Origin of the sequence: Shewanella abyssi, from assembly GCF_023284025.1 — a bacterium.
Lineage (GTDB): Bacteria > Pseudomonadota > Gammaproteobacteria > Enterobacterales > Shewanellaceae > Shewanella > Shewanella abyssi.
This window is the reverse complement of record NZ_JAKIKR010000008.1, coordinates 64,426-77,783: the sequence shown is the minus strand read 5'-3', so window position 1 is coordinate 77,783 and position 13,358 is coordinate 64,426. Positions and strand designations below refer to the sequence as shown.

Below are 13,358 nucleotides of genomic sequence, written 5' to 3'. Positions count from 1 at the left end.
CTAATTCTTTGCAGCCAAATCAATGGCTCTATTCAATGCACAGACAAAACTACCAATATCAGCAGAACCAGTGCCTGCAAGTTCTAAGGCCGTACCGTGGTCGACCGATGTTCTTATGTAGGGTAATCCTAGAGTAATATTGACTGAACTGCCAAAACCTCTAGCTTTTAGTACTGGAAGGCCTTGATCGTGGTACATGGCGAGCACCACATCAGCATCTTCTAAGTATTTGGGTTGAAACAGTGTATCTGCAGGCAGTGGACCAACGATATTCATACCTAACGCTCTTAATTCCTCAAGAGCAGGTATGATGATATCGATCTCTTCTCTACCTAAATGCCCGTCTTCGCCCGCATGGGGGTTTAGGCCACAGACATAGATCTTCGGCGCTGGGATAGCAAATTTTTCCACAAGATCTTTATGGAGAATTTTTACTATCTGATGCAATCGGTCGCGAGTGATTGCCTTTGCTACATACGCCAGTGGAATATGTGTCGTGACAAGTGCGACCTGTAATCCAGGAGCGGCAAGCATCATGACCACATCTTGGCAATTTGCCTGATTGGCAAAAAACTCAGTATGACCACTGAATGGGATCCCAGCTTGATTAATGATCCCTTTATGCACAGGGCCAGTCACCACAGCATCAAACTCACCCACCATGTTCTTCTCACCAGCAAAACGCAGTGTATCGATAACATAGTGACTGTTTTGCTCATCGAGTTTGCCACATACCGCTTCGCTCTCCAAAGTAAAAGGAACAATGGTGAGCGTACCCGCTTCTTGAGCTTTAGCTGCTTGGTTTGGCTGGTATGGTCGCAGTTGAACTGCTAACCCTAACTTTTTGGCTCGAGATTGTAATAGTTGCGGATCAGCACAAACAACTAACTCAGCAGGCCAAGCCTGCTGAGCTAGTTGTATTACTAAATCGGGGCCTATACCCGCCGGTTCACCCGGCGTGATAGCGATTCGTTTAGTCGACAATATGATTAACCTCGATTCGGTTCCGGCTCGAAAATATCGATAAATGCCTCAGTGCGCATTTCATCTAACCAGTTCTGTAACTCTTCGTTAAATTTACGACGATATATCAACTGATGAGCTCGGTTGGTATTAAATTTATCGGTTGCATCGGTCGTGCGCTTCCCTTCAAGTTGAACAATGTGCCAGCCGTGAGTTGAACGGAATGGCTCACTTATCTCACCCTCATTGAGGGTGTTCAATGTTTGTTTAAATGCAGGGACCCAGACGTTAGGATCTGCCCAGCCCAAATCACCGCCTTTGACTGCAGAACCTGGGTCTTCTGAATATTGGCGCGCCAAATCTTCAAACTTAGCTTCACCAGAGCGGATTTGCGCTAAGAATCTGTCCATCATACTTTTGGCTCGCTCTTCTGAAAGAATAGGAGACGGCTTTAATAGTATGTGGCGTGATTTAACCTCTTCAACCTCTTGGGTTTGCAAGCCTCGTGCATCCATGACTTTTAGGATGTGCAGGCCTGCGCCACTTTTGATTGGACCTATGATATCACCAATCTTGGCGTCGCTAACCACTTCAGCAAAAAGTGTTGGCATTTCGTTGATGTTCATATAATCCCAAATACCACCTTCAAGTGCTTTGGGGCCGGCAGAGGCTGCAATGGCGATACTTCTAAAGTCATCACCATCGTTTAGGCGTTTTAATACTATATCGGCTCTTTTACTTGAGGCTTCAAGCTGAGCGCTGGTTGCATCACTGGCGACGTCGATCAGAATGTGGCCAATCTGGAATTCAACATCTTTCAAGCCTTGCTCGTTTATCAAGTTGACCAGATTGTTGATCTCTTGCGGAGAAACTTGGATGCGTCGTTGAACTTGAATACGTTGGATTTCACCCAGAGTCACTTCTTCACGTAGCTGCTCACGATATTGTGCAAAGGAGGTACCATCAAGTTCGATCTGCGTTTTCATCTGTTCGACAGTTATATTTTGTTCTTTGGCAATGTTTTCAATGGTCTGATCTAACTGAAGATCACCAATATTCAAGCCAATGCGATCGGCCATCTGCATCTGTAAGCGCGTTAAAATAAGACGTTCAATAACCTGTGTTCGCAATGCATTATCTGATGGTAGCTTTTGCCCTGCTGTGGCAGCATTGGCTTTAATGGTTGCGACCATGCCTACCACTTCACTTTCTAAAATGATACCTTCATTTATTTGCACTGTGACTCGGTCTAATGGTTCAACCGCAGCGTGAGCAATTTGGCTCATTGCTAATGTTAGTAAAGCAAAAATCAATCGATTACAGCGTTTCATCCACAAAAATCCTTGGCATTTATGAGTGTCATTTACGCTATTTTCATAGCGTGTTAATGATTCTTTTGTCCTGCTTTGACTGCTTGTCTTCAGCTAGGTTCAGCATTTTAGCTGATTTTGTTAATTTAGTTCTTTAAATAAAGCGGTTTTCGATAGTTAAATAGACCGTCATCAAGCATATCTGAGACCCCTAAAGGACCCGAACCGCCTAAACCTTTGATTACAAAATTCAGGTAAACGCCGCTTTCAAATAGTTCTCGAGTATCATTGACTGGGTTGTCTTCGTCAATGTAATTGGTCTTAATGCGGTAATGATAACTCAAACGTAGTGCCCAGCAACATGATTCATATTGAAATCCTGTATAGGTTTCGACGCTACGACTTTCATTGAGGTCATAATACCAGTTCCCAACGAGATATAAGCTGTCACTAATTGGCCATGCACCTCTAAAGCCAACTTGTTTGATATCAACTGATTCGTTGGTATTAGTATTGAGCAGATCAGGAACGTATCGATAACTTGCTTGCAGCAGTTTATTCTTGCCTGGGCGGTAATCAACGGTGAGCTCGCTCTTCTTATTTTCGCTCTCTTTAACATCGTATTGAATCGAGCCACTTAAGAACCAATCAGCATAAAGCTGGGTACTTAGTTCTGCTGCAAGCGCCGAGTTAGAGGTGTTCTCTTGGACAAAGGTATCTGAACTGCCATTAACGTCATTAAGGCCAACACGGCTGTCTTCCAAGTACATTATTTGTCCCAAGCTAAACTTGAATATTTCCTTATTCTGCTCATCAAATAACTTGGTCGTTAAACCTAACGTGAACTGATTGGCGTCCGCTATGCGATCTAAGCCTGAAAAGCGGCGATCACGAAACAGTCCGTTATAGTCGTCTTGTAATTGAGCGGTATCGTAAATACCGATGTTAGATTGATCTTCATATCCAACATAAAGGTATTGGAATTGCGGTTCCAATGTTTGACGGTAGTTAGTATCGAAGTAGTCGGTGAAACGCTCAAAATTGATCTGGCCGTGAATTCGCACTTGCGGCAAGGTTCTACTAACGGTGTCATCAAGTGTCGAGTTAGATAGACCGGAGTTGTCATCTTGCCAATAGTTGGTTTGCAGTAGTTTGACTTCACTGGTTAATGAGCCTGCTGGACCATGAATTGGATAAGAGATACTGGGTTCAATATGTACACGTGTAGCGGTAGAGTATTCACTGTCTTGATGGGAGAAATTGGTGACTTCGCTCATCAAGTTAACATCAAAGCCGTTCCAATATTCAGGTGCTCGGTAATTAAAGGTGAACTGCGGCATCACTTGGTAAGGTTTCTCCTCCTCTCCAAGTACCTTGATGTCTTGTACGCGACCACTAATGTCCCAGTTTTCTTCAAAATAACTAATTTCACCGATACGAGTTAATTGATTATCGGTAGCGCGCTGCACATCTGAATTAAGGTCGTTGAAATAGTTGTTGTCTGACACGTCGGTATAGTTGGCCAATACGCGCCAGTTTTTGCCGATCGCACCATTATGTTCCCAATGGTAAAGGTAACGGTTAGGGCTATTAGCTAATTTGTCATCGTCGGGCAGAAATTCAAAGTTCAATTGACCTTGTTGTTTGTCGCCGGCGAGATATCTAAATTCGGTTTTAGTGTATAGACCGCGAGCAGACATATAGTTCGGGGTAAACGTGAGATCGAACTCTGGAGCAATATTCCAATAATAGGGTGTCGCTACTTCAACACCATTAGTGGTACTGGTACTAAAGGAGGGGAATAAAAATCCAGATTTACGTTTATCCGAGACTGGAATGGTCATATAAGGGATATACATAATGGGAACGCCGCCAATGATTAGTTTGGCATCCCAAATTTCTCCCCACTCTTCTTTGCTATCAATTTTTATTCTATCCGCTTCTAACAACCATGAGGGTGAGTCTGGTGGGCAGGTAGTAAAATTGGTTTTTGACAGCAATAAATTGTTATCTTTGGTGATCTCTAATTCATTGGCATCGCCATGGATCTGTTGGCCATGAAGCCAATACTTGGCGCCGAGTAAGGTTGCGCTATTGCTACGCATTTTTGCCACTAGTGAATCGGCAGTGACGGTAAAGAGTTCATCTTGAAATACTAGGTTACCGTTGGCGGTTAATTCTTCAGCTTCTTGATCCAGTATTGCTTCATCTGCGGAGATGTTTCTTCCCCCTTGACTGAAGCTAACATCACCATTGAATTTGGCTTGTTTGCCCATTTGCGCTTCAGAGCGGTCAGAAATAATGGAAATACGTTCAAGATCTGCAGGATTATCTAAATCATACAGAGGAATATACGGCTTAACAGGAGGCTCTATAATACACTGCGAACTTTCAACAGTTACAGTATCGGCGTCATTTGCCAAGACTAATTGGGGAAGCAGGCTCAAGGCCAGAAAATAACGGATCTGCATCTTAGGTCAATTAATTATGATTTCTTAGTCTGGACTATTGAAGAGGAGAAAAGTTGCACCCTTTCTTGGGCAACGCAGCCAAATAATTTGTTTCAATCGCTTAGCTGTTTCCATTTTGTCGTTATAATAAAGCAATTTCTCCTTAAGAGCCATGAGGTGCCCTTGTCAGATCCTAGATTTCTTCAGTTAAATGCATGGCTAAACCAGTATTTTAGCGTAAACGTATCACCAATACTCATTTCGGGAGACGCCAGTTTTAGACGTTACTTTCGCGTTACCCTTGACTCAGTTTCCTATATTGTAGTTGATTCACCACCAAAACTGGTGCCAATAACGCCGTTTATACAGATTGCAGCAAGTTATTCAAGATGCGACATACCCGTGCCGAAAGTGATCAGTGGCGATGCTGAACAGGGGTTTATGCTGCTAAGCGATCTCGGTGATGTGCAGTTGTTATCGGTATTGAACCCAAGCAATCTAAAGCAGTATTATCAACAAGCACTATTGCTGTTAAACAATATTGCTAAAGTCACAGCGACGGATCAAGCAGCCTTGCCTATTTATGACGATGAGTTTGTGTTGCGGGAATTGAACATATTTACCCAATGGCTTGCAGTGCACCATCTTGGATTATCGATTGATGAAGTGCGTGTTCAGACCGATAAGGTCTTTCAAATCCTAACCGATAACGTCAAGCAGCAGCCTCAAGTGGGTATGCATCGAGATTACCATAGCCGCAATATCATGCTACAAGACGATGAATTGAAGGTGATCGACTTTCAAGATGCTGTTATTGGTCCAGTGACTTATGATGCGGTTTCATTATTAAGAGACTGCTATATTCGTTGGCCTGAAGAGCAAGTCAACGAGCTCATGCTTATCCACTACGAGCAAGCGATAGCAGCGCAGCTACTGCCTGCAGACATTAGCTTTGCCCAGTATCAACGCTGGTTTGATTTAATGGGATTGCAACGACATATAAAAGCCGCCGGCATTTTTGCTAGATTGAACTACCGTGACGGCAAGCCCGCTTATATGGCTGATATTCCGTTAACATTGGAATATATTCGAGATATAGCGAGGCGTTATCCAGAGCTGAGTGTGTTTAGCCAATGGATTGCAAGCGTGGTCATTCCTGCTGTTAAGGCCAAAAAATGAAAGCGATGATTTTAGCTGCTGGACGTGGGGAGAGACTACGTCCGTTAACCGATAGTCTGCCAAAGCCTTTGGTTGAGGTCGCCAACAAACCACTGATTGTATACCACTTAGAAAAGTTAGCCTTAGCGGGTTTTACAGAGGTGATTATCAACCATGCGTGGCTCGGTCATAAACTGCTATCAGCATTAGGTGACGGTGCTAGGTGGGGGCTGAAGATCCTCTACAGTGAAGAAACACAAGCACTAGAGACTGGAGGCGGCATTAAGAAAGCACTAACATTACTCGGTGATGAACCCTTTTTTGTCATTAATGGTGACATCTTCATTGATGCACTGCCTAAAATGGAGCGCTTGGCTGCGGGACAACTTGCCCATTTGTGGTTAGTCGACAATCCGGCTCAACATCCTAATGGCGACTTCGCGCTATTGGATGGCAAGGTATCGATGGTAGGGGATAACAAACTTACGTTCTCGGGAATGGGTATTTATCAGCCGAATATGTTTGCGCAAATCTCGGAGCAGAGGTTTGCGCTCGCGCCCTTGCTTCGTGATGCAATGATTAAAGAGCAAGTAACAGGTAGTTATTTTGGCAAGTATTGGTGCGATGTCGGCACTGTAGCGCGTTTGGCACAAATTGAAGTACGTGAAACACAAAAGGGTAAGTAATGCGAATTTGGGGTAAAGTTTTCGGTTTTATTATCGGGTTTATGTTTGGCCGTATTGGTGGCGGAATTTTCGGGCTGTGGCTTGGGCATATGTTTGATCGTCGTCAGAGTCTCCGAGCTGGGATCGGTAATAGCAGTAAGCGACAGGCGCTATTTTTCAATACTACTTTTGCTGTTATGGGGCATGTGGCGAAAGCATCGGGCCAGGTGACCGAAGTTGATATTCGTATTGCCAACGCGCTCATGGATCAAATGCGTTTAAGTGGTGAAGCAAGAGCAGATGCTCAAGCTGCCTTTATAGAGGGCAAGGAAAGCGACTTTGATATCCATGCTTGCCTGAAAACTTTTAGATTGATCTCAATGGGGCGCAAAGAGCTATTGCAGATGTTCTTAGAGATCCAAATTCAAACGGCGTTATCAGATGCCACTTTGGACCCTAAAGAGCATTCAATTCTATCGACGATTGCTAAAGAGTTAGGTTTTAGCCAGAAGCAATTGGACGATTTACTTACACGTTGGCAGGCAGAGTTTAACTTTCACCAGAAGGGTGGTGGTAATCATACTTCCGTTGAAGATGCTTATGATGTTTTGGGGATGGAGGAGTCAATGTCTGACCAAGAGATTAAAAGAGCCTATCGCAAGCTAATGAACGAGCATCATCCTGACAAGTTAGTCGCCAAAGGTTTACCACCTGAAATGATGCAGCTGGCGAAAACAAAAGCGCAAGATATTCAAGCTGCTTATGATAGGGTTAAGGGTGATAGAGGTATGCGCTAATCCTATATAACTATAATAATGTTAAACGAGAAGGATCTGTCATGAAAAAAAGCCTAGCACTTATATTGACCGCGTTTTGCTCTTTGCCTGCTGCGGCTGAAGTCTATGTCGCCCCCTTTGGTGGTTACAGTTTCGGCGCGAGCGACTTCGATATTTACAGCACCCAAGGTGAAGACAGTGGCACGCTAAAAGTGTCCGAGTCTGAAAACTATGGGGTGATGCTCGGTTTTACCACTAAAGATCCAGGCAATGTTTACCTGCTTTATAGCCATCAATCGACTGACTTACGTGCCAGTGGCAATTTCAGCCCAGATGTCATCACTAAAATGGATGTCGACTACTTTCATATTGGCGGCAGCTTGTATTTCCCTATGCAAGACGTAAAGCCCTATGTCACCACCAGTCTGGGTTTAACTCAGATGAGACCAAGCGGAGATTATTCGAATGAAACCCGCTTTTCTGTGGCATTAGGTGCCGGCATAGAGTACCAAGCGACCAGTGCATTTTCGTTGTTCGCAGAGGTTAAGGGTTATGCGACCTTTGTAAATGCAGACAATGAGTTATTTTGCAGTGGCCAGGGTTGTATTTGGAATATTCAAACAGACATCATGTGGCAAGGCCAAGCCAATATTGGTGCTAGCCTTAAGTTCTAAGGCTGACGGCCAAAATGCATTTTATAGCCGAAATTCGTTGTGAGAGAAACAGATGCAAATAGTTGTTTTAGACGGGTACACGCTAAATCCTGGCGATCTAAGTTGGCAGCCTCTCGTTTCAATGGGTGAGCTGGGCTGTTTTGAACGGACCATGCCACAAGACGTATTAGCCCGCAGCAAAAATGCTGCAGTGCTGCTAACCAATAAAACCCTGCTCGATGCCGTGACCCTAAAACAATTACCTAAACTTAAATATATCGGTGTGCTGGCAACTGGGACCAATGTTGTTGATATCAAAGCCGCCACGGATCTTGGTGTTGTTGTCACCAATGTGCCGGGTTATGGACCTGATGCCGTTGCGCAAATGGTATTTGCACATATCTTACATGCGACTCAGCAGGTTGCTCGCCACTCAGACGCTGTCATGCAAGGGCTGTGGTCTGAGAGTGAAGATTTCTGTTTTACCTTATCGCCTCTGCAGTCGCTCAAAGGTAAAACATTGGGCTTAGTAGGATTTGGTGACATTGGTCAAACCGTTGCCCAAATCGCCTTGGCATTCGGTATGGGAGTGATAGTGAATACTCGCAACGCTAAGGTCGAACTTCCTAATGGCTGCACTTGGGTGACATTGGACAGTTTGTTTCGCGACTCCGACATAGTCTCCTTGCATTGCCCTTTAACGGCAAGTACCAATAAACTCATTAATCGCAGTGTTTTAAAGAAGATGAAATCGACAGCAATGTTAATTAATACAGCCCGCGGCGGCTTGGTTGATGAGTTCGCGCTGGCTGATGCATTAGCACAGGGTGAAATTGCTTTTAGCGGCGTAGATGTATTGTCGAGTGAACCCCCTCAAGCTAACAACCCTCTGTTAAAGGCGCCTAATATCAGCATCTCTCCGCACAATGCATGGGCTACTATCGAGGCTAGGCAAAACTTGCTGGATATTGCGGTTAATAATCTGAGTGGCTTTTTAAAAGGCGCGAGCGTCAATCAAGTTAATTAGTACTTTTGCAGTCAAAATATAGAGCCCTTTATATCATGTTACATAAAGGGCTTTCTGCTAAAGAGTTTTTAGCTAAAAAATCACCTTCACTTTATTGGCTGAGGCGAGAGCTTTCTCCACTGCCAACTCAATCGTAGTGTCTCTGGCTAATGTCACGCCCAAGCGTCTCGAGCCATCAATCTCCGGTTTGCCAAACAGTCTAAGTTGAGTATCAGGCTCAATTAATGCCTCGGCGATGCCTGAAAACTGAATGTTAGCTGAGTGACCTTCTGCTAGGATCACTGCCGATGCACTGGGTCCATGTTGCACAATATTGCTGATGGGTAAGCCCAATATTGCCCGAACGTGCAGCGCAAATTCAGATAAGTCTTGGCTGATCATGGTGACCATACCGGTATCATGTGGTCTTGGTGATACTTCAGAGAAATACACTTCATCACCCTTTATAAACAGTTCGACGCCAAACAAGCCTAAGCCACCTAGCGCTTGCACCACCTTCTTGCCTATTGCCTGGGCTTTAGCTGTTACTACAGCAGACATCATCTGTGGTTGCCATGACTCTCGGTAGTCACCGTCTTCTTGGCGATGGCCAATCGCATCACAGAAATGAATACCATTAACTGCGCTGATAGTCAGTAGCGTGATCTCATAATCAAAGGCGATAAAGCCTTCTACAATCACTCGACCACCATCGGCTCTTCCGCCTTCTTGAGCATAATGCCAAGCCGCATCGATTTGTGACTCGTTGCGAATAACACTTTGCCCTTTACCTGACGAACTCATCACGGGCTTAACCACACAAGGTAAACCAATAGCCGTGATGGCTTGCTTGAATTCAGTTTTGGTATTGCAGAAGAAGTATGGAGAGGTGGGAATGGCCAATGTTTCTGCAGCGAGACAGCGAATACCTTCTCTATCCATGGTTAACTGGGTCGCTTTGGCAGTTGGGATGATGTTTACCCCTTTCGCTTCTAACTCAACCAGTACGTGCGTGGCAATCGCTTCAAGCTCAGGGATCACTAAGTCTGGCTTTTCAAGTGTAATGACCCGCTCCAGTGCGCTCGCATCAAGCATGTTGATGACGTGGCTGCGATGAGCTACCTGCATTGCAGGCGCATTGGAGTAGCGGTCTACAGCAATCACTTCAATACCAAAGCGCTGCAGTTCAATGGCGACCTCCTTGCCTAATTCACCCGATCCAAGCAACATCGCGCGTTTTGCGCCCGTACTTAACGCTGTACCTATCATTGTTTATACCTTTATTAGTCGTGTAGGGGCTTACTCTCAAGCCAGGTCACACTCGTGGTTGAGGTAAGGTTTATTATATTTTTTAGTCTACCCTGAGGTTAATCCTTCTAAGGTAAAATGGGTCATAAATGCGTAGCAGATCACGTATTTCTATAGCAGTAGCCTACGCTAATATGAAGTTTAAAATCAAAAAACATGGCTTTGTAGGGGTTTTGTTGCCAATATGTTTTTACGACTGTGGGGGTAGTTATCTATCTCAAGTAACACACTAAAAAGGAGTGGGTTGTGTTTTTAGATTACTTTGCATTAGGAATTATTTTTTTCGTTGCGATTTTCATTTTTTACGGGGTGATCGCGATTCATGACATCCCTTATGAAATTGCCAAGGATCGCAATCATCCTCAGCAAGACGCTATCCATGTTGCTGGTTGGGTTAGCCTTTTCACGCTACACGCTATTTGGCCATTTTTATGGATTTGGGCCACGCTCTACCGCGAGGACCGTGGTTGGGGATTCAATCAAGTAGTAGAGAAAGAGCTACTGTTAGAAAGCGAGGTAAAAAGCTTGACTGAAACCGTTAGAAAACTAGAACAAAGGTTAACTGCTATTGAAGGCGATAACGTGACAGTTGAGCAATTTGAGCCTGTGGTGGCAGAGACTAGCGGAACACTAGAGGGGAAGGTGTAATATGGACTTACTACTTGTTTTAACCTATACCGCCATCTGTATTGCTATCTTTAAAATATTTAAGATCCCTCTAACAAAGTGGACGGTACCAACCGCTATTTTGGGTGGCATTTTTATCGTTGGTGCATTGATTTTATTAATGAACTACAACCATCCTTACACACCTTTTGGTAAAGAGATATTCGTTACAACGCCGATCAACCCGCTAGTGCGAGGCGTGGTCGTCTCTGTGGACGTTGAACCAAATACACCGATCAAAAAAGGCGATGTGTTATTTAAGCTCGATCCCACGGGATATGCAGCCATTGTAAAACAAAAACGCGCCGCATTAGTGGCGGCTGAACTCGAAGTGCCACAACTGGAAGCGTCTTGGGAAATGGCTAAGGCCGCAGTGGTGAGAGCAACTGCCGATAAAGATAGAACCAAATCAGCTTATGCTCGTTATGAAAAAGGGCGTAAAAGAGGCGGTGCGAACTCACCTTTTACAGAGCTAGAGCTTGATAATAGACGTCAGCTCTATTTAGCATCAGAAGCACAATTGACCGCGGCCAATGCCGAAGAGTTAAGAGTGCGCTTAGCATTTGAGTCAAATGTCGATGGCGTCAATACTAAAGTTGCTGGGATCCAGGGTGAGCTTGAAAAAGCGCAATTTGACCTAAAGCAAACTGTCGTTAGGGCACCTGCTGATGGAATGGTGACACAATTGGCGCTACGTCCAGGGATCGTCGCTGTGCCCATGCCGCTGCGGTCACTACTGAGTTATATTCCTGATGATGACCGTATTTTCGCGGGTTCATTTTGGCAAAATTCGCTACTCAGGCTTCAGGAAGGTGACGACGCTGAGGTCATTTTGGACGGTGCACCCGGTGTGGTATTTAAGGGGAAAGTTGCGCAGATAATACCCGCTATGGCTGAAGGTGAAATTCAGTCTGGTGGTCGTCTTATTAGTTCTAATCTTATGATGGTACGTGGTAGGGCTATTGTTGTGATTGAGCTAGAAGATCAGGATGAAGTTATAAAACGCTTCCCTGCCGGTGTTTCTGGCCATATCGCGATTTATACCGATCATTTTGCCCATGTCGCGATTATGCGAAAAGTATTGTTAAGAATGCAAGGCTGGCTGAACTACCTATTTCATTAGTGGCAATCAATGCAAACATCAAGGATGTGTGAATGTTAGTTTTGCACGACTATATGGATATAGGAGGTAGAGTAACGCAGGAGCTGTTACCGAGGAGCAATAACTGACCTTGATTAAAGCCCATTAAACTGCCACTGAATCCTGCATCTTCAGGTAGGATGGGTATATAAGACAAGTAATCGTAACAATAGGTAAAGAATTAAATGAGCTTTAGTACATGGTTAGGTTTGCTGGCGATCTGTTGTTTGGGAGCGATGTCTCCAGGGCCTAGCTTAGCAATGGTGGTTAGGCACACGCTTGGTGGCGGCAGAACTAAGGGGATTATCTGCGCATGGGCTCACTCTATCGGTATTGGCGTGTATGCACTGGTGACTTTGCTGGGGCTTGCCGTAATACTGAAAAAAGCACCAATGGTATTCAATGCTATTGCCATCATAGGTGCATTGTATTTAGCTTATATGGGCGTACAAGCGCTGCGTTCTAAAGGGGGCATGTCCGACAAACTCGCAGCAGGTAAGTCGACAGATGCGTTAACGGCGGCGAGGGATGGTTTAGCGATTTCATTATTTAATCCTAAGATTATGCTGTTCTTTTTAGCACTATTCAGTCAATTTGTCGCTGTGGCTGACAATATGGCCGCCAAGGGGCTGATTGTATTCACGCCTCTGATTGTTGATGGGCTTTGGTATACCTTGATTGCGTTACTCTTATCCCATTCAGCTGTGTTGCCAAAATTACGCCAAAAAGCCGCGCTTATCGATAAATTGTCAGGCATCGTATTGATTTTGTTAGCGGTGAGAGTCGTCGTGATGGTATAAATACAGTGCTACTAATTTTAGTTCAGTAACAAAAGCGCCATCATAAATGATGGCGTTTTTGTTTGTTTCACTGGGTATTAATTAAGAGTTGAATACTTGCACTGAATCATCTTTTGCAGGCTCTTCTGTTTTTGCCCCTGATGAGTTCTTAATATGATCTTCAAGATTGTCTTTCAACATGTCTTTGTATTCGTTGCTAAACCATTCTAATGCATTATCTTTCTCAGCAGCTAGATCAGCTGACTTTAGCGATGCTTCAAATGCATTGAAACGAGCTGCAGCGAAACGCATTCCAGTGCCGACTTTTCCTACATCTTTCTCTTTCGCTGAAATTTCGTTGGCCAATGCAATGAATTGATCGGCTATTTCAAAAATGGTGGTTTCTTTTTTAGCTTCTGACATTGTGCTTATGCTCTTAATGAATGAGATCTTAGCCACTGATTCTATCGTAAATTAGCGCTT

13 protein-coding genes are annotated in these 13,358 nt (G+C 44.3%); 8 read left to right on the top strand and 5 right to left on the bottom strand.

What is annotated here, in order from left to right:
• The 3 genes from pdxA to lptD all read right to left on the bottom strand — a co-directional run bounded on the left by pdxA (nucleotide 1) and on the right by lptD (nucleotide 4,744).
• A complete protein-coding gene (gene pdxA / locus L2755_RS05710) occupies nucleotides 1-984 on the bottom strand; it encodes a 4-hydroxythreonine-4-phosphate dehydrogenase PdxA (protein ID WP_248979772.1) in 984 nt (327 codons plus the stop codon).
• Nucleotides 985-989: 5 nt separating this feature from the next.
• Complete coding sequence (gene surA / locus L2755_RS05705) at nucleotides 990-2,294, bottom strand: peptidylprolyl isomerase SurA (RefSeq protein WP_248979771.1); 1,305 nt, start codon at nucleotides 2,292-2,294, stop codon at nucleotides 990-992.
• Nucleotides 2,295-2,419: 125 nt separating this feature from the next.
• A complete protein-coding gene (lptD, locus tag L2755_RS05700) occupies nucleotides 2,420-4,744 on the bottom strand; it encodes an LPS assembly protein LptD (protein ID WP_248979770.1) in 2,325 nt (774 codons plus the stop codon).
• A gap of 156 nt (nucleotides 4,745-4,900) precedes the next feature.
• Between lptD and L2755_RS05695 the strand changes: the two genes are divergently transcribed.
• The 5 genes from L2755_RS05695 to L2755_RS05675 are packed head-to-tail and all read left to right on the top strand — an operon-like array spanning nucleotide 4,901 to nucleotide 9,002.
• Nucleotides 4,901-5,902 carry an aminoglycoside phosphotransferase family protein gene (locus tag L2755_RS05695; protein WP_248979769.1) on the top strand — a complete coding sequence of 334 codons (1,002 nt, stop codon included), beginning with the start codon at nucleotides 4,901-4,903 and terminating at the stop codon, nucleotides 5,900-5,902.
• The gene (gene murU / locus L2755_RS05690; protein ID WP_248979768.1) at nucleotides 5,899-6,567 is read left to right on the top strand and encodes an N-acetylmuramate alpha-1-phosphate uridylyltransferase MurU; all 669 of its coding nucleotides are present in this window, start codon (nucleotides 5,899-5,901) and stop codon (nucleotides 6,565-6,567) included. Before L2755_RS05695 ends, murU begins: the two co-directional genes overlap by 4 nt.
• On the top strand, nucleotides 6,567-7,343 hold the full coding sequence (gene djlA, locus L2755_RS05685) for a co-chaperone DjlA (RefSeq protein WP_248979767.1): 777 nt from the start codon (nucleotides 6,567-6,569) through the stop codon (nucleotides 7,341-7,343). The genes murU and djlA overlap by 1 nt, the downstream gene beginning before the upstream one ends.
• Nucleotides 7,344-7,384: 41 nt before the next feature.
• Nucleotides 7,385-7,996 (top strand): outer membrane beta-barrel protein, encoded by a 612-nt coding sequence (locus L2755_RS05680; RefSeq protein WP_248979766.1) that lies wholly within the window; start codon nucleotides 7,385-7,387, stop codon nucleotides 7,994-7,996.
• Nucleotides 7,997-8,048: 52 nt separating this feature from the next.
• Complete coding sequence (locus tag L2755_RS05675) at nucleotides 8,049-9,002, top strand: D-2-hydroxyacid dehydrogenase (RefSeq protein WP_248979765.1); 954 nt, start codon at nucleotides 8,049-8,051, stop codon at nucleotides 9,000-9,002.
• 72 nt (nucleotides 9,003-9,074) lie between these two features.
• On the opposite strand, the gene purT is transcribed toward L2755_RS05675, so the two are convergent.
• Nucleotides 9,075-10,250, bottom strand: a complete 1,176-nt coding sequence (gene purT, locus L2755_RS05670; RefSeq protein WP_248979764.1) for a formate-dependent phosphoribosylglycinamide formyltransferase — start codon at nucleotides 10,248-10,250, stop codon at nucleotides 9,075-9,077.
• 285 nt (nucleotides 10,251-10,535) lie between these two features.
• Here purT and L2755_RS05665 point away from each other — a divergent pair, with 285 nt between their 5' ends.
• The 3 genes from L2755_RS05665 (at nucleotide 10,536) to L2755_RS05655 (ending at nucleotide 12,896) form a co-directional block, all read left to right on the top strand.
• Nucleotides 10,536-10,937: a DUF3302 domain-containing protein gene (locus tag L2755_RS05665; protein ID WP_248979763.1), complete on the top strand. Its 402-nt coding sequence runs from the start codon at nucleotides 10,536-10,538 to the stop codon at nucleotides 10,935-10,937.
• A gap of 1 nt (nucleotide 10,938) precedes the next feature.
• Nucleotides 10,939-12,078, top strand: coding sequence for an HlyD family secretion protein (locus tag L2755_RS05660; RefSeq protein ID WP_248979762.1), 1,140 nt, complete (start codon nucleotides 10,939-10,941; stop codon nucleotides 12,076-12,078).
• A 203-nt stretch (nucleotides 12,079-12,281) separates the two neighbouring features.
• Nucleotides 12,282-12,896, top strand: a complete 615-nt coding sequence (locus tag L2755_RS05655) for a LysE family translocator (protein ID WP_248979761.1) — start codon at nucleotides 12,282-12,284, stop codon at nucleotides 12,894-12,896.
• Between the two features lie 81 nt (nucleotides 12,897-12,977).
• Here L2755_RS05655 and L2755_RS05650 read toward each other — a convergent pair whose 3' ends face one another.
• A complete protein-coding gene (locus L2755_RS05650) occupies nucleotides 12,978-13,298 on the bottom strand; it encodes a DUF3144 domain-containing protein (RefSeq protein ID WP_248979760.1) in 321 nt (106 codons plus the stop codon).
• Between the last annotated feature and the right edge of the window lie 60 nt (nucleotides 13,299-13,358).

What these genes read in the sequence shown, in the direction of transcription:
- surA (WP_248979771.1), bottom strand. Translation starts at nt 2,294, where the DNA reads ATGAAACGCTGTAATCGATTGATTTTTGCTTTACTAACATTAGCAATG.
- lptD (WP_248979770.1), bottom strand. Translation starts at nt 4,744, where the DNA reads ATGCAGATCCGTTATTTTCTGGCCTTGAGCCTGCTTCCCCAATTAGTC.
- murU (WP_248979768.1), top strand. Translation starts at nt 5,899, where the DNA reads ATGAAAGCGATGATTTTAGCTGCTGGACGTGGGGAGAGACTACGTCCG.
- djlA (WP_248979767.1), top strand. Translation starts at nt 6,567, where the DNA reads ATGCGAATTTGGGGTAAAGTTTTCGGTTTTATTATCGGGTTTATGTTT.
- L2755_RS05680 (WP_248979766.1), top strand. Translation starts at nt 7,385, where the DNA reads ATGAAAAAAAGCCTAGCACTTATATTGACCGCGTTTTGCTCTTTGCCT.
- L2755_RS05675 (WP_248979765.1), top strand. Translation starts at nt 8,049, where the DNA reads ATGCAAATAGTTGTTTTAGACGGGTACACGCTAAATCCTGGCGATCTA.
- purT (WP_248979764.1), bottom strand. Translation starts at nt 10,250, where the DNA reads ATGATAGGTACAGCGTTAAGTACGGGCGCAAAACGCGCGATGTTGCTT.
- L2755_RS05660 (WP_248979762.1), top strand. Translation starts at nt 10,939, where the DNA reads ATGGACTTACTACTTGTTTTAACCTATACCGCCATCTGTATTGCTATC.
- L2755_RS05655 (WP_248979761.1), top strand. Translation starts at nt 12,282, where the DNA reads ATGAGCTTTAGTACATGGTTAGGTTTGCTGGCGATCTGTTGTTTGGGA.
- L2755_RS05650 (WP_248979760.1), bottom strand. Translation starts at nt 13,298, where the DNA reads ATGTCAGAAGCTAAAAAAGAAACCACCATTTTTGAAATAGCCGATCAA.